The sequence below is a fragment of the Phyllobacterium sp. 0TCS1.6A genome, from assembly GCF_026420825.1.
Taxonomy (GTDB): domain Bacteria; phylum Pseudomonadota; class Alphaproteobacteria; order Rhizobiales; family Rhizobiaceae; genus Phyllobacterium.
On sequence record NZ_JAPMAB010000002.1, the window covers coordinates 205,832 to 223,606 of the forward strand.

General features: G+C 63.8%; 15 protein-coding genes. 9 read left to right on the forward strand and 6 right to left on the reverse strand.

From position 1 onward, the window contains the following. Positions 1-37: 37 nt before the first annotated feature. The 3 genes from pstA to OSJ75_RS05170 form a co-directional block, all read right to left on the reverse strand. Positions 38-1,354 carry a phosphate ABC transporter permease PstA gene (gene pstA / locus OSJ75_RS05160; protein ID WP_250020157.1) on the reverse strand — a complete coding sequence of 439 codons (1,317 nt, stop codon included), beginning with the start codon at positions 1,352-1,354 and terminating at the stop codon, positions 38-40. Next, a complete protein-coding gene (gene pstC / locus OSJ75_RS05165) occupies positions 1,351-2,817 on the reverse strand; it encodes a phosphate ABC transporter permease subunit PstC (RefSeq protein WP_267227165.1) in 1,467 nt (488 codons plus the stop codon). Before pstC ends, pstA begins: the two co-directional genes overlap by 4 nt. A gap of 83 nt (positions 2,818-2,900) precedes the next feature. Next, complete coding sequence (locus OSJ75_RS05170; RefSeq protein ID WP_250020155.1) at positions 2,901-3,944, reverse strand: substrate-binding domain-containing protein; 1,044 nt, start codon at positions 3,942-3,944, stop codon at positions 2,901-2,903. 194 nt (positions 3,945-4,138) lie between these two features. Between OSJ75_RS05170 and OSJ75_RS05175 the strand changes: the two genes are divergently transcribed. From OSJ75_RS05175 to ligD, 4 genes are all read left to right on the forward strand, one after another. Beyond that, positions 4,139-4,816: a FadR/GntR family transcriptional regulator gene (locus tag OSJ75_RS05175; RefSeq protein ID WP_267227166.1), complete on the forward strand. Its 678-nt coding sequence runs from the start codon at positions 4,139-4,141 to the stop codon at positions 4,814-4,816. Continuing rightward, a complete protein-coding gene (locus tag OSJ75_RS05180) occupies positions 4,813-6,096 on the forward strand; it encodes a CynX/NimT family MFS transporter (protein ID WP_267227167.1) in 1,284 nt (427 codons plus the stop codon). The genes OSJ75_RS05175 and OSJ75_RS05180 overlap by 4 nt, the downstream gene beginning before the upstream one ends. Positions 6,097-6,175: 79 nt before the next feature. Then, positions 6,176-7,024 (forward strand): Ku protein, encoded by an 849-nt coding sequence (locus OSJ75_RS05185; RefSeq protein ID WP_250020152.1) that lies wholly within the window; start codon positions 6,176-6,178, stop codon positions 7,022-7,024. Between the two features lie 3 nt (positions 7,025-7,027). Then, on the forward strand, positions 7,028-9,613 hold the full coding sequence (ligD, locus tag OSJ75_RS05190) for a DNA ligase D (protein ID WP_267227168.1): 2,586 nt from the start codon (positions 7,028-7,030) through the stop codon (positions 9,611-9,613). A 19-nt stretch (positions 9,614-9,632) separates the two neighbouring features. Here ligD and OSJ75_RS05195 read toward each other — a convergent pair whose 3' ends face one another. Continuing rightward, entirely contained in the window at positions 9,633-10,439 is an 807-nt protein-coding gene (locus tag OSJ75_RS05195; protein ID WP_250020150.1) for a Ku protein, read from the reverse strand. Positions 10,440-10,836: 397 nt separating this feature from the next. Between OSJ75_RS05195 and OSJ75_RS05200 the strand changes: the two genes are divergently transcribed. Beyond that, positions 10,837-11,133 carry a hypothetical protein gene (locus tag OSJ75_RS05200; RefSeq protein WP_250020149.1) on the forward strand — a complete coding sequence of 99 codons (297 nt, stop codon included), beginning with the start codon at positions 10,837-10,839 and terminating at the stop codon, positions 11,131-11,133. A gap of 63 nt (positions 11,134-11,196) precedes the next feature. Here OSJ75_RS05200 and OSJ75_RS05205 read toward each other — a convergent pair whose 3' ends face one another. Next, complete coding sequence (locus OSJ75_RS05205) at positions 11,197-12,957, reverse strand: putative bifunctional diguanylate cyclase/phosphodiesterase (protein WP_250020148.1); 1,761 nt, start codon at positions 12,955-12,957, stop codon at positions 11,197-11,199. Positions 12,958-13,149: 192 nt separating this feature from the next. Between OSJ75_RS05205 and OSJ75_RS05210 the strand changes: the two genes are divergently transcribed. The 3 genes from OSJ75_RS05210 to OSJ75_RS05220 all read left to right on the forward strand — a co-directional run bounded on the left by OSJ75_RS05210 (position 13,150) and on the right by OSJ75_RS05220 (position 15,441). Beyond that, positions 13,150-13,752: a CDP-alcohol phosphatidyltransferase family protein gene (locus tag OSJ75_RS05210; RefSeq protein ID WP_267227169.1), complete on the forward strand. Its 603-nt coding sequence runs from the start codon at positions 13,150-13,152 to the stop codon at positions 13,750-13,752. Positions 13,753-13,889: 137 nt separating this feature from the next. After that, positions 13,890-14,510, forward strand: coding sequence for a lysophospholipid acyltransferase family protein (locus OSJ75_RS05215; protein ID WP_250020172.1), 621 nt, complete (start codon positions 13,890-13,892; stop codon positions 14,508-14,510). Next, a complete protein-coding gene (locus OSJ75_RS05220) occupies positions 14,503-15,441 on the forward strand; it encodes a phosphatidate cytidylyltransferase (protein WP_250020146.1) in 939 nt (312 codons plus the stop codon). Before OSJ75_RS05215 ends, OSJ75_RS05220 begins: the two co-directional genes overlap by 8 nt. A gap of 87 nt (positions 15,442-15,528) precedes the next feature. Here the strand turns inward: OSJ75_RS05220 and OSJ75_RS05225 are convergent, their stop codons facing one another. Beyond that, positions 15,529-16,683 (reverse strand): fumarylacetoacetate hydrolase family protein, encoded by a 1,155-nt coding sequence (locus OSJ75_RS05225; RefSeq protein WP_250020145.1) that lies wholly within the window; start codon positions 16,681-16,683, stop codon positions 15,529-15,531. A 189-nt stretch (positions 16,684-16,872) separates the two neighbouring features. On the opposite strand from OSJ75_RS05225, the gene OSJ75_RS05230 reads away from it, so the two are divergent. Next, the gene (locus OSJ75_RS05230; RefSeq protein ID WP_267227170.1) at positions 16,873-17,769 is read left to right on the forward strand and encodes a DMT family transporter; all 897 of its coding nucleotides are present in this window, start codon (positions 16,873-16,875) and stop codon (positions 17,767-17,769) included. The last annotated feature ends 6 nt before the right edge of the window (positions 17,770-17,775 follow it).

The following is a 17,775-nucleotide window of genomic DNA, read 5'->3' on the forward strand; positions in this document are numbered from 1 at the left end:
GTTCCGTCATCAGGTTCATAGGACAAGCCTTTTCGTTTTACCAGCGACGCTCGAAGCGCCGGCGCAAGATGATAGCCGTTATATTCATGACCGCCAGGAACAGCAGCAGGACGATGATCGCGCCGGAGGTGCGCTCGACGAAGGCGCGCTCCGCCTCGTTCGCCCACATATAGATCTGCACCGGCAGCGCGGTTGCCGGATCGAGCGGCGTTACCGGGCTGTTGGCGACGAAGGCCACCATGCCGATCAGCAGCAGCGGCGCCGTTTCGCCCAGCGCATGGGCAAGGCCGATGATCGTGCCGGTAAGAATGCCGGGCGCGGCGAGCGGCAGGACGTGGTGGAACACCATCTGCGTCTTCGAGGCGCCGACGCCGAGCGCCGCCGAGCGGATGGATGGCGGCACGGCGCGCAAGGCCGCGCGGGTGGCGATGATGATCGTCGGCAGCGTCATCAGCGTCAGCACCAGTCCGCCGACCAGCGAGGCCGAGCGCGGCAGGTTGAAGAAGTTGATGAAGACCGCGAGGCCGAGCAGGCCGAAGACGATGGAGGGCACGGCCGCGAGATTGTTGATATTGACCTCGATAATGTCCGTGAGGCGGCTCTTCTTGGCGTATTCCTCCAGGTAGATCGACGCGGCGACACCGATCGGCAGCGACAGGCCGAGCACGATCAGCATCATGTAGAGCGAACCGACCAGGGCGACGCCGAGGCCCGATGTCTCGGGGCGGCTCGACGCGCCATAGGTGAAGAGCCCGGAATTGAAGCGCTGTGTCATGGCGCCCTCGCCCTTCAGCTGCTCCATCCAGCCGAGCTGCCGGTCGGAGACCTTGCGGCGGCTCTCCTCGACGCTGATGTCGATCTGGCCCTTGAAGGCTGAATCGATGTCCGCGCCGGTCAGGACCCAGATATTCTGCGTCGTGCCGATCAGCGACGGATTGGCGGCAACGAGCTCGCGCAGCTGGCCGCGCACGCCATCCGAGAACAGCTTGCTCATCTCGCGCATGGCCGGGCGGTCCGTCTTGCTGACGCCGAGCTTCTCCGCCAGCGCATTGCGCGCCAGGACCGGATAATTCGCCGTCAAAAGCACCGATGGATCGGTCGCGCGCTTGTTGTCGGGATCGATGACTTCCGGATCGAAATTGATCGCCAGGTTGACCTCGGTCTGCCAGAACGCCGTGTAGCCGTTCGAAATGACCGAATACAACAGTGCGGCCAGGAAGAAGATGCCGATGGCGATGGCGATGATCCCGTACATCTTGAACCGGCGCTCGGCGGCATAGCGGCGCTTCAGGCCGATATCGCGGCGGGCCGGCCTGGCCGCAACGGCCGGGGCATTGAGTGTCGTATCGGTCATTCGTATTGCTCCCGGTACTTGCGCACGATGTAGAGTGCGAAGATGTTCATGGCCAGGGTAATGAAGAACAGCGACAGGCCAAGCGCGAAGGCGACGAGGGTCTGCGGCGAGTTGAATTCGAGGTCACCCGTCAGCTGGTTGACGATCTTGACCGTGATCGTGGTCATCGCCTCGAAGGGATTGATGCTGATCCGCGCGGCGACGCCCGCTGCCAGCACCACGATCATCGTTTCACCGATGGCGCGCGAGGCCGTGAGCAGCAGGGCGCCGACAATGCCTGGGAGGGCGGCGGGCAGGACCACCCGCTTGATGGTTTCGGAAGGCGTCGACCCGAGGCCGAGCGAGCCGTCGCGCAGCGAACGCGGCACGGCGGTGATGATGTCGTCCGACAGCGAGGAGACGAAGGGGATGAGCATCACGCCCATGACGATGCCGGCGGTAAGCACGCTCTGCGCCTGGATGAAGGCATAGCCGCCCGCCAGCGCCGCGCTCAAATCGCGCAGGAATGGCCCGACCGTAACGAGGGCGAAGAAGCCGTAGACGATGGTCGGGATGCCCGCCAGCACCTCGAGCAGCGGCTTGACCACCGAGCGCACCTTGGGGCTGGCATATTCCGCCATGTATATGGCTGCGAAGAGCCCGACCGGGACCGCGAAGAGCATGGCGACGAAGGCGATATAGAGCGTACCGGCCAGAAGCGGGATCAGGCCGAACTGGCCCTGCGAGCCGCCGGAGCCGGCATCGGCAAAACGCGGATCCCAGACGGTGCCGAAGAAGAAGTTGAGCGGCGATACGGACTGGAAGAATGTGATGGTCTGGAACAGCATCGACAGGATGATGCCGACCGTCGTCAGGATGGCGATGGTCGAGGCTGCAAGCAGGCCCCAGAGCACGATCCGCTCGACATTGTTGCGGGCGCGCGAGCGCACCCCGACGCGCGACAGGCCGAATATCGCGCCGGCGAGGGCCAGTCCAATGGCGATCGTGCCGCCTATGACGCTCAGCCGCGTGGCATTCCTGTTCCATTCGACGGCGATCGGGATCATGAAATCCTGGCCTTCCGTCGCGAGAGCCACGCCCTTGCTGGAAAGGAGCGGCCGCAATTCGGCGAAGGTTTGCGGCAGGCTGGCCTTTTCCTCCTCGCTGAGGCGGGCGAGGCCGCGCGCAATGCCGCTGACCATGCCGATCTCGAGGCTCTGGCTGGCGATCACGCTTTCCGCATTGTGGACGGGAAGTTTCGAAATGGCGTTGCGCTCGAGATAGAGGCTGGATGCGGACGCCCATATGCCGAGGAAGATGATTGCGGGCAGGACGGAAACGAGAAAGACCCACCATCCGTGATAGTGCGGCAGGGAATGCGCCTTGGCGCCCGACTTCTCGTTGTGCACCGCGCGTTGCCGGCCGATGAAATAGCCGACGATGCCTATGGCAACGACAATCACAAATACCAGCAATGTGGACATCAGGGCTTCCTCGATCCGTCCGCCAATTCAGATTTTACAAGACCATGCGGCCACCTCGCGGCGGCCTCATGTTCCGATCATGCTTAGTTCTTGAGCGTTTCGCCGGCAGCGAAGGCGTCGCGCTGAGCCTTGCGTTCCGCTTCCGGGGCAGCGACGAGACCGTATTCGACCAGCGGACCGTCTTCACCGACCATCTGGTCGTCGAGGAAGAAATCCACATATTCCTTCAGGCCGGGGATGACGCCGAGATGCGCCTTCTTGACGTAGAAGAACAGCGGGCGCGAAACCGGGTACTTGCCCGAAGAGATGGTCTCGGTGCTCGGCACGATGCCGTCGACCGTTGCGACCTTCAGCTTGTCGGCATTGTTTTCGTAGAATGCCAGGCCGAATACGCCGACGCCGGTCTTGTTGGCATCGATGCGGGCGAGCGTCTCGGCATAATCGCCGTCGATGTCGATCGCCTTGCCGTCCTTGCGCACGGCGATGCAGGCTGCGGCAGCAGCCTTCTTGTCGAGGCCGAGCGTTGCGATGGTCTCGGATGCCTTGGTGGCTTCGCAGCCGGCAGCGAGGAGCTTTTCCTCGAAGACTTCACGGGTGCCGTGCTTTTCGCCCGGGATATAGGCGGCGATGTCCCAGTCCGGCAGCTTCGGATTGACCTGGTTCCACTTGGTGTTCGGATTGTCGACGAGCTTGCCGTCGACGACGACCTTGGCTGCGAGGGCCAGGTATACGTCGCTCGGGCTCAGCGCCCAATCGGGGCCCTTGATGTCCGTGGCGAAGACGATGCCGTCATAACCGATGCGAACTTCCTGAACGTCCTTGACGCCGGCATCGACGCACGACTTCAGCTCGGTATCCTTCATGGCGCGCGAAGCATTGGCGATGTCGATGGTGTTTTCGCCGACGCCCTTGCAGAATTCCTTGATGCCTGCGCCCGAACCGCCGGATTCAACGACCGGGGTCTTGAAGTTCGGGAAGGTCTCGCCGAAAGCCTCGGCAACGATCTTGGCATAGGGAAGAACCGTGGAGGAACCTGCAACCTGGATCTGGTCGCGGGCGGATGCGGCGCCTGTCGAGGCGGCCACCGCAATGGCAAGCAAAGCGGCTTTTGAGAAATATTGGGTCATAGGAGCAGCTCCTGGGGTTGTAAAATCCGTGTGACGACTGCCGTCTATAGGACCAATATAACAGTCATATGACAGTTATTTAACAGTTCTGCGCACGTCGCCGGGATTCCCGTCGCGGACGCCCGTTGCGCCTGTTTGACGGCGGCCGGATTATCGTCTAATGATCAAATCATCAGATGACTTGAGGACTTCGCATGCAATCCGTCAACCGCACCAATCTTGCGGATGCCGCCATCGACAATATCCGCGCCGAGATCGTCTCGCGCCGCTGGAAAGTCGGCGAACGCATCCCCAACGAGACCGAACTCGCCGCCATGCTCGGCGTCAGCCGTGGCCCGGTGCGCGAAGCCGTGCGGGTGCTGGCCGCCAAGGGGCTGCTCGAGACGCGCCAGGGTTCCGGCACCTATGTGAAATCGACGCTGGACGTCGAAGAGGGCATGCTGCGCATGCGCCGCACCAGCCTGCGGGACCAGGTCGAGACCCGGTGCGCGCTGGAAGTCGAGGCAGCGCGGCTTGCAGCGCTGCGCGCCAACCCGGACGCCATCACCGACCTGCGCGTCCTGCTGGCGCGGCGCGGCGAATACGAACCTTCCCGCCGCTCGGTTTATATCCAGCGCGATTTCGCCTTCCACCGCGCGGTCGTGACCGCCTCCGGCAACAGGGCCTTGCTCGAAGTCTACGATTTCTTCTCGGCCTCGATCAGCGACGTCATCCAGGCGACGGTGACGGGCGAACTGCCGGAGCCCGACATGGCGGCGCATGTCGCCATCATCGACGCCATAGCCTCGGGCAAGCCGGACTTCGCGGCGGAGACCGCGCGCAACTTCATGGCGCCCATCATCGCCAAGCTCGACCGGTTGCTGGCATCATGAACCGCCAGATCGCCACCGACCTGTCGGGCGAACAGCTGATCGATGCCGAACTGGACAGCAAGCCCAGTCCGCGCCCGCCGGTTTTCCCGAACCGCGCCATCGCGATCGCCACCGGTCTCAGCCTCGTGCTGATCGCGCTCAACCTGCGACCGCTGTTTTCGAGCGCCTCGGCGCTGCTGCCGGAAATCATCGAGCAGACCCGCCTTTCCTCCTTCGGCGCCGGTGTCCTTACCACGCTTCCCGTGGTCTGCCTCGGCGTCTTCGCGCCGCTCGCGCCCAAGCTGGCGCAGCGGATCGGCGCCGAGCGCACCCTGCTGGTCGTGCTTCTGCTGCTGGCGCTCGGCACGGCGCTGCGCGGTTTTTCATCCCTGCCGCTTCTCTTCGCGGGGACGGCGCTTGCCGGCGCCTGCATCGCCACCGGCAATGTCCTTCTGCCCGGCCTGGTGAAACGGGATTTCCCCTCGCGCATGGGCATGATGACCGGGCTCTATACGATGGCGCTCTGCGCCGGCGCTGCCGGTGCCGCCGGCCTCACCGTGCCCCTGCGCAATCTCGCATCCGGCTCATGGTCGCTGGCGCTCGGCCTGTGGGCGGTCCCTGCCCTTGCGGTCGCCCTGCTCTGGCTGCCGCTTGCCGCCGGACGCAAGGTGCGGGTGAAACGGACCGGCTTCAAGGTGGAAGGCCTCTGGATGGATCGCCTCGCCTGGCAGGTGACGTTGTTCATGGGCTTCCAGTCGTCGCTGGCCTATTGCGTCTTCGGCTGGCTGTCGCCCATTCTTCGCGACCGTGGGCTCGATGCCGTCGCCGCCGGCGGCCTCGCATCGCTGTCGATCATGGCGCAGGTGCTCACCTGCCTCGCCATCCCTTCCATTGCCGTGCGCTGCGCCGACCAGCGCCTTATCGGCGCCGCGCTCGTCGCCTGCGCGACGGTCGGCCTCCTCGGGGTGCTGTTCGCGCCGATTTCCAGCCTCTGGGTCTGGGGCATCGTCCAGGGCATCGGCCAGGGCGGCCTCATCGCGCTCGCCATGACGATCATCGTGCTGCGCTCGCCCGATCCCCATGTCGCCGCCCATCTTTCCGGCATGGCGCAATGTATCGGTTACATGCTTGCCGCCATTGGCCCACTGCTGGTAGGATTGATCCACAGCCTGACGGAGAGTTACGGAGCGACTGCCTTTCTGTTCGTTTTTCTTGGCCTTGCCGCGGCGATCTTCGGGTGGGGCGCGGGCCGCGCCCTCCATGTCGGAGCACGCACGGTGGAACTGGCGGACAGAGACTGACCGGGCCATAGATTGCAGAGGCCCGGAACAAAATGCGCTCCACCGGCATTCCCTTCGTTGGTGAGTATGGGAGCGTATCGTGGCACCAAGGGCAAACTGGAAGGGCTTTCTCAAGGTCGGTGAGCTGACGGCGCCGGTAGCGCTCTACACCGCTGCATCCACTTCGGACCGCATCGCCTTTCACACGCTGAACCGCGAGACCGGCAACCGCGTGCACCGGCAATTCATCGACAGTTCCACCGGCAAGCCGGTCGAGCGCGAAGACCAGACCAAGGGCTACGAGGTTTCCGGCGGCGAGTATATCGTGCTCGAACCTGAAGAAGTGGCCGCAGCCGTGCCCGAAAGCGACAAGACGCTGGCGGTCGATGCCTTCATCCCCAGCGCCGATCTCGACGACGTCTATTTCGACAAGCCCTATTATCTGGCGCCGAGCGACAAGCATGGCGAAGAAGCATTCAACCTCATCCGTGAGGGCCTGAAGGCCAAGAAGGTGATGGCGCTGGCGCAGACGGTCATCTTCCGCCGCGTGCGGACCTTCCTCATCCGCGCCGAGGGTCGTGGCCTGGTGGCGACGACGCTGAACTTCAATTACGAGGTGCGCTCGGCCAGGGAAGCCTTCAGCGACATTCCAGACATGAAGATCAAGGGCGAAATGCTCGATCTTGCCAAGCATATCATCGAAACCAAGCATGGAAGCTTCGATCCTTCCGAATATGAGGACCGCTACGAGGCGGCGCTGGCCGAGCTGGTCAAGGCGAAGATGGAAGGCAAGGCCATCCCGAAGCAGAAGCCGCGCAAATCCGAAAAGGTCGTCGATCTCATGGAAGCCCTGCGGGAAAGCGCCGGCATCGGCAAGAAGACGGCGGCGCCGAAGAAGAAAACCGCGCGCAAGGCCACGGCAGAACCGGCCCGCCGGAAAGCGAGCTGATCCATGCCCGCGCTGGAGACCTATTGGAGGAAGCGCGACTTCAAATCGACCCCGGAGCCGCGCGGGCGCAAGGCACGCAAGGCGGGCAACAGCTTCACCATCCAGAAGCACGACGCCACCCGGCTTCATTACGATCTGCGCCTGGAAATGGATGGCGTGCTGAAAAGCTGGGCCGTGACGAGAGGACCGAGCCTCGTGCCGAGCGAGAAAAGGCTGGCGGTCCATGTCGAGGATCATCCGCTCGACTACGGCGATTTCGAAGGCACGATCCCGAAGGGCGAATATGGCGGCGGCACCGTGCTGCTATGGGATCGCGGCACGTGGGAGCCCGTCGGCGATCCGCACCGAGGCTACAAGAAGGGCCATCTCGAATTCGAACTGCATGGCGAAAAGCTGGGCGGCCGCTGGCATCTTGTGCGGATACATGGCAGGCCGCGCGAAAAGCGCGAGAACTGGCTACTGATCAAGGCCGAGGACGAGGTTGCCCGCGCGGCCGACGCCCCCGACATCCTCGAAGAGGAACCGGATTCGGTGAAGACCGGCCGCGATCTGGAGGAAATATCCAAGGACGCGCCGGGCTGGTCGTCCAGAACCGGCAAGATCGAAAAGAAACCCCGTGCCAAGCAGAAAAATGGGGCAAGGAAAGCGAATGAAACCGGCAATGCCGGCGAAGCGGCCGGCACGACGGAAGCCGATGCCATGCCCGATCCCGCCGCGCTCAAGGGCGCGAAGAAGAAGCCGCTGCCGGATTTTGTCGAGCCGACGCTCGCCTCGCTTTCGCCCAAGCCGCCGGAAGGCGACCGCTGGCTGCATGAAATCAAGTTCGACGGCTACCGCCTCCAGGTCCGGGTGGAGGCAGGCCGGGTGAAGTTCCTCACCCGCAGCGGCCTCGACTGGACCAAGAAGTTCGGCAAGGAAATAGCCGCCGCGTTCCAGGCGCTGCCGATGGGAACCGCCCTGATCGATGGCGAACTGGTGGTGGAAAACGCCGGCGGGGCCTCGGATTTCTCGGCCCTGCAGGGGGATCTGAGCGAGGGCCGCACCGACCGTTTCGTCTTCTACGTCTTCGACATGCTCTATCTCGACGGCTATGACATCACCAATGCGCCGCTGATCGAGCGCAAGCGGCTGCTGGAACAGCTCGTCGGCGCCGGCGCCGAGCCGATCCGCTATAGCGGCCACTTCGAAGCAAGCGGCGCCACCGTCCTCAGCCATGCCTGCCGCCTCAGCCTCGAGGGCATCGTCTCGAAGCTGCGCGACGCGCCCTATCGCTCCGGCCGCAGCAAGAGCTGGATCAAGTCGAAATGCTCGTCGCGGCAGGAATTCGTCATTGCCGGCTATGTGCCCTCCACGACCTCGCGCAAGGCCATCGGATCGCTGGTCATGGGCGTCTACAATGGCAGGAAGCTGGAGCATGTCGGCAGGGTCGGCACCGGCTACAGCGCCAGCGTCGCCGAGGATCTGTTCAGGCGGCTGGAGCGCATCCGCATCCCGTCCAGCCCCTTCGCCGAAAAGCTCGGCGCCGACGCCGCGCGGCAGGTACGCTACACCAGGCCGGAGCTTGTGGCGGATGTGGAGTTCCGCGCCTGGACAGCCGACAACAATCTGCGCCATGCGGCATTTCGCGGCCTGCGCGAGGACAAGGAGCCGACGGAAGTGGTGCGCGAGACGACCGCGGCCACTGCCAAGGCCGAACCCAGAGAGGAGAAGCCCGCCGTGAAGCTCACTCATCCCGATCGGATCTACTGGCCGGACGAAGGCGTGACCAAGCAGGGGCTGGCGGATTACTACACCGAGGTCTGGGACTGCATGGCGCCCTTCGTCACCGGGCGGCCGCTGGCGCTGCTGCGCAGTCCGGAAGGCATTACCGGGCAGAGCTTCTTCCAGAAACATGCGTGGAAGGGGCTCAACGAGAACATCGTGCTGGTCAAGGACGCAACGGACGAGGAGAGCGAGGAGCCGCTCATCAGCATCAACGATCTCGATGGGCTGCTGGGGCTCGTCCAGTCGGCCGTGCTCGAGATCCATCCCTGGGGATCGACCGTGGCCGATTGGGAACATCCGGATACGATCATCATGGATCTCGACCCGGGCGATGGCGTCGAATGGCAAGACGTCATCGAGGCCGCGCAGGAGACGCGCCAGAGGCTGGAACGGGCGGGCCTCAATGCCTTCCTCAAGACCTCCGGCGGCAAGGGGCTGCATGTGGTGGCGCCGCTCAAGCCCAAGGCCGACTGGCCGCAGGTGAAGGAATTCACCAAGGCGATCGCCGATTCCATGGCGGCGGATACGCCGGACAAATATGTCTCGACGATCACCAAATCGAAGCGCAGGGGCAAGATCCTTATCGACTATCTGCGCAACCAGCGCGGCGCAACGGCGGTGGCGCCCTACTCCACCCGCGCCCGACCCGGCGCCGCCGTTTCCATGCCTCTCGACTGGGAGGAACTGACGCCGGGGATCGGGCCGGCCTATTTCACCGTGCTCAACACGCCGACGCGCCTCGCGGCGCTGTCGAAGAATCCGTGGGCGGATTTCAGGAAGGCCGAGGCGCCGCTGGCGCGCAAGACGCCATCAAAGCGGCGATAGCGAGGCTCCCATATGCGGCCTAGCCCTTCTTGCCCTTGCCTTCCCTGGCGAGGCTCTTGCGCAGCGCGTCCATGATATTGATGACATTGCTCGGCTCTTCCGCCCCGGCCGCCGGCTTCGGCTTGGCAGCGCGCTTGCCCTTTTTCTTGGCCGCGATGATATCGAGCAGCCGGTCCTGCACCGGATCCTCGATCATCTTCGGTTCCCATGATTTGGTCCGTTCGTCGATCAGTTTCTTGACCATCGTCATCAATTCGCCATCGGGCTTGCTGTCGCCGATCTTCTCGAAATAGGCTTCCTGGTCGCGCACCTCGTCGCCATAGCGCAGGGTCCAGAGCACGATGCCCTTGTCCCGCGGCTCGAGCATCACCGCGCGCTCGCGCCGATACATGACCAGCCGTGAAATACCGACCCGGTCCGTGGCTGCCATCGCATCGCGTATGACGGAAAAGGCTTCCTCGCCCACCGGATCGTCCGGCACGAGATAATGCGGCTTGTCGTACCAGATCCAGCCGATACTGTCGCGCGGCACGAACATCTCTATGTCGATGGTGCGGGTGCTTTCGAGCGCCACGGCATCGATCTCGTCATCCTCGAGGACGATATATTCGTCCTCGCCGCGCTGATAGCCCTTGACCTCCTCGTCCTCATCGACCGGCTTGCCGCTGACGGCATCGACATATTGGCTGACGACGCGATTGCCGGTCTTGCGGTTCAGCGTATGGAACTTGACCTTCTCATTGTCGGTCGTCGCCGGCGACATCGCCACCGGGCACGTTACGAGCGAAAGTTTCAGATACCCCTTCCAGAATGAACGCGGCGCCATGGGCGTACCTTTCCGATCCAGTGCCGACAACGGACAGCCGGCATATTTGGTTCCACGGCGGGAACCGGTGTCGTGCGTCCGGCATTTCAAGGGGCCGGCACAGGAACAGTAAAATGCAGTTCGACCACCCCCATCATGCAGCAACTATCGGTTACAATCCAGGCGATCCGCAAAGGCGGACCGCCGCGCCAGAACCTGACCGCGACCCTTCCTGCAAATTCCCGCCGCGGCTTCGCGATGATGCGGTGCGGTAAGTCCGCGACCATGCAGGCGAATCATTTTCGGTTTGATGTGGCAGGAAAAATGCGCTTAGCTTCATCATCATTGCCGAGCGCGGACCCGACGATCGCAGCGTCTGTTACCCCTCGCGCTTGCGCCACAAAAATGGAGGCGTGTAATGGCATTACTTGACAAGGATCGACGAATATTCGCTTCGAGCGATTGGGAAATCATGCAGGCGGCCCATGAACGGGCGTCGCGCATGCTCGACCGTTGTCCCAAGACTCATCCAAGGTGCAACGAGCTGGCCCGTACCATATTGACGCTGTTCGACAGCGGCATCCGGGACGAGGAGGAACTGGCGGCCATGGCCGCCAACCGCGAGCTCGGCGTACTCGCGGCGCGTGGACATTTCCACAAGCCGTTCCTGGCCCGCACCGCGGCCTCGGGGCTCACGTCCGATACCCGGCATTAGCACCCTGGCGAGACAGGCATGGCCCGGCGCAACCGGGCAATGCGGAGTACGGTATGAAAGGTCTCAGCGGCTGAGGACGAGCGTTGCCGCGCTCTGTTCGGCCAGCAACCGGTCGCCGATTGCCGCGGCGGCCGCCGGATAGGCAATGGCATAGCCCTGCAGCGTATCGCAGCCGAGGCGGCGCAGCAGCCGTGCATGTTCTGGCGTCTCGACGCCCTCGGCAATGACGCCGATGCCCAATGCCTTCGCAATGTCGACGATCGAGCGGACGAGGATGCGCTGCTCGCGCGATGTGGTAATCGGCATTACCAGCCGGCGATCGATCTTGAGCCGCTTCGGCTTCAGCTTCAGAAGGCCGATGATGGAGGCATGGCCCGAGCCGAAATCGTCGATCTCGATATCGACATCCATCCGCTCGAGCGTGGCGATGTTCATCAGCACGTCGTCGTCGATCTCGTCGAGGAACACCGATTCCAGCAATTCGAAGGAGATGGAGTGCGGCTCGATCCGAAGATGGCGCAACTGCTCGGAAAGGCCGGGATCGGACAGCCGCGACGCGGATGTGTTGACGGCGATGCGAGGCACCGAAAGACCGCACCCCTGCCATGTCCTGCGATCCTTGAGCACATGTTCGAGAATGACGGTGTCGAGTTCGGCCATGAGACCAAGCGTCGCCATGACCTTGAGGAAAGCTTCCGGGTCAAGCAAACCGCGCGTGGGGTGCTGCCAGCGCGCGAGGGCTTCCATGCCGACGATCTGCTGGGAACGGGCATCCACCTGCACCTGGTAATGCGGAATGAACTCGCCGCGTTTCAGGCCGAGTTTCACGTGTTCGGCGATGCGCCGGTCGCGCGAAAGCTCGACCTTGTGATGCGGCGCGAAGAATTCGACGCGGTTGCGGCCCCGCTTCTTGGCGCGGTAGAGCGCAAGATCGGACTCGGCCAGGAGATTTTCCGACCGGCCGTCATCGGTCCAGGCGACGCCGATCGAAACGCCCGTCTGCAACAGGACCTCGCCATAGGTCACGCCCTGCTTGAGCAGCCGAACGATATGCTGCGCCACCATTTCAAGTTCGGCCAGCGAGCCGAAATCCGGCAGGACGACGACGAACTCGTCCCCGCCCATGCGCGCGACGAAGCCGCTGGACGGCACCACCGACGCAACCATCAGCGCCGCCGATTTCAACACGAAATCGCCCGCCGCATGGCCGGCCGTATCATTGACCTGCTTGAAATAGTCGAGATCGACATGCAGCACCGCCAGGCGCTCGACATCGGCCTTGACCAGTTCGCGCAGGCGCTTGTCGAAATAGCGGCGATTGGGCAGGCCGGTCAGGTAGTCGTGCTCCGCCGCATAGGCGATCTGCGCCGTGCTTGCCTCCAGCGCGATCGAGCGCGCCTCGGCGATTGCCGTCTGGTTCTGCAACTCACGATTGAGCTGCACATCCGCGCTCACATCCCATTCCGCGCCGATATAGGTCGTCGCCGCACCGTCTTCGTAGCGATAGGCGCGCGAGCGCATGTAGTGGATGCTGCCATCCGGCCAGACGATGCGGTAATCCGAGGAGTAGTCGCCGTGATTGCGCGCCGCCCGGTTGAAATCCTCGAGAGCCCGCGCCCGGTCGTCCGGGTGGATGGAATTCAGCCACAGCGCCGAATTTACCTTCTGTACGGAGAGGCCTGTGGCGTAGAGCCGATGCATCTGCACGTCCCAATGCAGCTCTTCCGTATCGACATTGTGCTCCCATACGCCGATCTGCGAGGCATCGAGCGCAAGCTCCAGCCGCCGCAGAATGGCTTGAAATTCCCGTTCCGATCTGACCATCGTTCTGTTTTGGCTTCTTATACCTGCTCCCCTGCGAGCTTATCCTGAATGTATTCGTTTAAGAAACCATTGTTTTTCAAGGCGCAGTTGCATTTTCGTCCGGGCGCCGGGCCACTTACCGAGACCTGCGGATTTGGCTATAGATCGGGTTGGCGCCTGCGCCATGTCAAGGATCCAACCAGCGAGCCGCCCATGCCGACACTCTATTCGATCAAGCCCGCCTTCCAGAACCTGTTGCGTCCGCTCGTGGGCCACATGGTGAAGGCCGGCATGACCGCCAACCAGGTGACGCTCGGCGCGGCGGCGCTGTCGGCGGCGGGCGGCATCGCCATGGCGGTCTTTGCCGCCAATCCCGGCATCTTCTGGATCGTGCCGGTCATCCTGTTCGTGCGCATGGCGCTCAATGCCATCGATGGCATGATGGCGCGCGAGTTCGGCCAGGCCTCGAAGCTCGGCGCCTATCTCAACGAGATCGGCGATGTGGTTTCCGATGTGGCGCTGATCCTGCCCTTCGCCCTCGTCGCGCCTTTCGGGGCTGCCGGCGTGGTCGCCTTCGCCATCGCCGCGCTGCTGGTCGAATATGCCGGCGTGCTCGGGACGATGGTCGGCGCCGGGCGTATCTATGACGGTCCGTTCGGCAAGAGCGACCGCGCGCTGGCGCTGGGCGTGCTGGCGGTCCTCATCGCCCTGCAACTCGTCCCGCGCTGGTTCGAGTGGCTGTTCCCGGTGCTCGCCCTCGTCTCGCTCTATACGATGGTCAACCGCATCCGCGCCGGCCTCGCCCGCGCCGGCTGAGCGGCGACCCGCATCCATCGAAACGGCATCTTGCTTTTGCCTCGCCGATTGTTCTATCTGCCAATCGGCCGGCACCCGACAACGACCGGCATTGGGGGGAAATTCACGTGAAAGCGGCGATCCAGCGGCTTGCGGCGATGGGACTGGCGGGCTTGGCGCGCGCCATAACCGGCGTGCGTCCGATATGGCAAGGCTGCGCGCCATCCGGCCGGCAGCGCATCTATTTCGCCAATCACAGCAGCCATGGCGATTTCATCCTGCTCTCGTCCAGCCTGCCGCCCTCAGAGCGCAGCCGCACGCGCGCCGTGGCGGGAGCCGATTACTGGCGCCGGAACAAGGTCCGCCATGTGCTGGCGCGGGACATTCTCAACACCGTGCTGGTGGAGCGCAACTGGGTGGAGCGGTCCGAGGACCCCATGGTCATCATGCTCGGCGCGCTCGAGCAAGGCAGCTCGCTGATCTTCTTTCCCGAAGGAACGCGCAACATGACCGAGGAGCCGCTGCTGCGCTTTCGCTCCGGCCTCTACAATCTTGCCGTCGCCCGCCCGGATGTCGAACTCGTGCCCTGCTGGATCGAGAACATGTCGCGGGTCCTGCCGAAGGGCGCACTGCTGCCCGTGCCGCTGCTCTGCCGCGTGATCTTCGGGGCGCCGGTCGTCCTCGAAGAGGGCGAGGACCGGCATGTTTTCCTCGACCGCGCGCGGGAGGCTCTCCTCGATCTTTCGCCGGAACGGCAGAAGGCGCTGGCCCATGGCTGAAACGATCTGGCTTTTCCTCGGGCTCCTCGGCGTCCTCACCCTCGCAAGCGCCATCGCCACGCTGCTCAGCTGGAAGAGCCGGCGCACCAGCGATGTCCTCCCCTCGACATTGGTCAATCTCAACGCCCGCATAAAGGCGTGGTGGATCATGATCGCGGCGATTTCCATCGCCTTCCTCTTCGGCAAGGGCGGGGTGATCTTCCTCTTCGCCTTCGTTTCCTTCGCCGCCCTGCGCGAATATGTGACGCTGACCCATACGCGGCGCGGCGACCACCGCATCCTGATCGGCATGTTCCTGGTGGTCATCCCGGTGCAGTACTACCTGCTCTGGATCGAGTGGTACGGGCTCTATTCGATCTTCGTGCCGGTCTACTGCTTCCTCGCCATGCCGGCCCTGACCGCGATCTCCGGCGATACGGAGCGCTTTCTCGAACGCGTCAGCGAGCAGCAATGGGGGATCATGCTTTCCGTCTACTGCATCAGCCACGTGCCGGCACTGCTGACGCTCGCCATTCCCGGCTTCGAAGGCAAGGGCCTGCTGCTCATCGCATTCCTCATCGTGACGGTTCAGGGCAGCGACGTGCTGCAATATGTCTTCGGCAAGCTCTTCGGCAAGCGCAAGGTGGCGCCCAAAATATCGCCCTCCAAGACGTGGGAGGGCCTGATCGGCGGCATTGTCAGCGCCTCGCTGCTCGGTGCGGCGCTGGCCTGGCTGACGCCATTCGCACCGGCCGAGGCAGGCCTGATGGCGGCGCTGGCAGCGATCATGGGCTTCTTCGGCGGGCTCGTCGCCTCCGCCATCAAGCGCGACCGCGGCGTGAAGGACTGGGGCCACATGATCGAAGGCCATGGCGGCATGCTGGACCGGGCCGACAGTCTCATATTCGCCGCCCCGATATTCTTCCACATCGTCCGCTATTTCTGGACCTAGTGACCCTATGTTTCTAGTGTGGTGGAATTGAAATACGCCTCACTATGGCGGCAGGGGCCGGAGCGTATTTCAATTCCGAAAACCACACTAGAGAAGGCCCGCCTTCGCCAGATCGCGCATCAACTGGCTCGCGCCATAGGTCCAGGGCGCACATTCCGTCGAGAGCCGCACCCGGTTGGCCAGCGTGCCGAGCGTCGGCGTCGAAATGGAAACGACGTCGTTCATCTTGTGGGTGAAGCCCATGCCCGGGCCATCGCGATCCTTCACCGGCGCAAACATCGTGCCGAGATAGAGCACCAGCCCGTCCGGATACTGGTGATGCCGGCCGATCGTCGCCTCGACCAGCGATTCCGGCGTGCGCGAAATCTTCGCCATGTTGGAGTGACCTTCGAGGACAAAGCCGTCCGTACCTTCGACGCGCATGCTCAACTCGGCGGATTTCACCGTTTCCAGCGTGAACGAGGCATCGAATAGCCGGATGAACGGCCCGACCGCGCCGGAAGCATTATTGTCCTTGGCCTTGCCGAGGAGAAGCGCCGACCGGCCTTCCACATCGCGCAGGTTCACGTCATTGCCGAGCGTCGCGCCGATGATCTCGCCCCGGCTGGTCACCACGAGCACGATTTCCGGCTCCGGATTGTTCCAGCTCGATACGGGATGCAGGCCGACATCGGCGCCATAGCCGACCGTCGACATGGGCTGGCCCTTGGTGAAGATCTCCGCATCGGGGCCGATGCCGACCTCGAGATACTGGCTCCAGACGCCGCGTGCGAGCAGCGCCTCCTTGACCTGCATGGCCGAGGGCGAGCCCGGAACGATCTGCGAAAGATCGGCGCCGATCAGTTCGAGCACCTCGCTGCGCAGAAGATCGGCCTTGGCCTTGTCGCCCTTGGCCTGTTCCTCGATAACGCGCTCCAGCAGCGAAGCGACGAAAGTGACGCCGGATGCCTTGACGGCCTGGAGATCGATCGGCGAGAGCAGGCTGGGCGCGGCCTCGTCGTGTTCCTCCTGCCAGCTATTGGCGATGAGGGCGTCGATCTTTCCGACGGGCGTACCCGCAGCGCCGGCGACATAGGCGGCCGGATTGTCCAGTTCGCCGATATCCCGCACCGTCGGCGCCGCCTTGGCGGTAATGTCGAAGACTTCGCCGTTTCGCACCGTGACGACACGCGGATGATCATGGCCGGGCACCCTGGCCCTGCCGAGAAGAACAGCATTATCCGGAACGATTACATCAGGCATGGCGAAGCTTTCTGAATTGACTTGTGTTGCGTGAAGTGGGTGTGAGTTGCACTGCTTTATGCGGCAGGCCGCCCCCGCGATCAAGGCTGAAACCACTCCTGACATGGGGATGGCAGCATTGCACGCCGCGCCGCTTGCCAAAGGGCCGCACCGGCCCCACCATGGCCGCCACGCTCGCAAAGGACATCCATGACATCCGCATCCCGCGCCCTCGGCCTCGTTCTCGTCGCGCTTTCGGCGCTGGCCTGGAGCCTCGCGGGCCTCTTTACCCGCGTCATTCCGCTCGACAGCTGGACGATCCTTGCCTGGCGCGGCATTTTCGCGGCGCTCGGCCTGGCGCTGGTCGTCGCCATCATGGAGCGCGGCCGTACCCTGCGAGTGTTCCTCGACATGGGCGCGGCGGGATGGTCTTTCGTCGCCGTCTCCGGCCTCGGCACGGTATTCTTCATCACCTCGCTGAAGGAAACCACCGTCGCGCATGTCGCCGTCGTCTACGCGACCATTCCCTTCGTCGCGGCGCTGCTCGCATGGCTGGCGCTGGGCGAACGGCCGCGGCGCAGCGCGATCATCGCCAGCGCCACCGCGCTCATCGGCATCGTCATCATGATCGGCATCAACAATGAGGGCACCATCCATGGCGATCTCCTCGCCTTCGGCATGACGCTGTGCATGGCGGTGCTGATGGTCATCGTCCGCCGCTCGCCCGACATCGCCATCATGCCGGCGGCCTGCATATCGGCGCTTGCGAGCGCGCTGGTCTGCTGGCCGATCGCCGCCGCCCCGCTCTCCGTCGCGGGCCCGGACCTGTTGATGCTGGCGCTGTTCGGACTGCTCGTCTCGGCCGTCGGGCTCGCCTTCTTCACCCTCGGCGCACGGCTGCTGCCGCCGGTCGAAACCGCGCTGCTCGGCTCGCTCGATGCGCCGCTCGCACCCTTGTGGATATGGCTCTTCTTCTCGGAAATGCCGGGCGGCAGCACTATCGCCGGCGGCACCGTGGTGTTTGCGGCCGTTCTCGCCTATGTGGCGGCGGAGGCGGCGCGGGCCGATCCGGTACTGGCGCAGCGACAGGAACCATCCACCGAATAGCGCTAC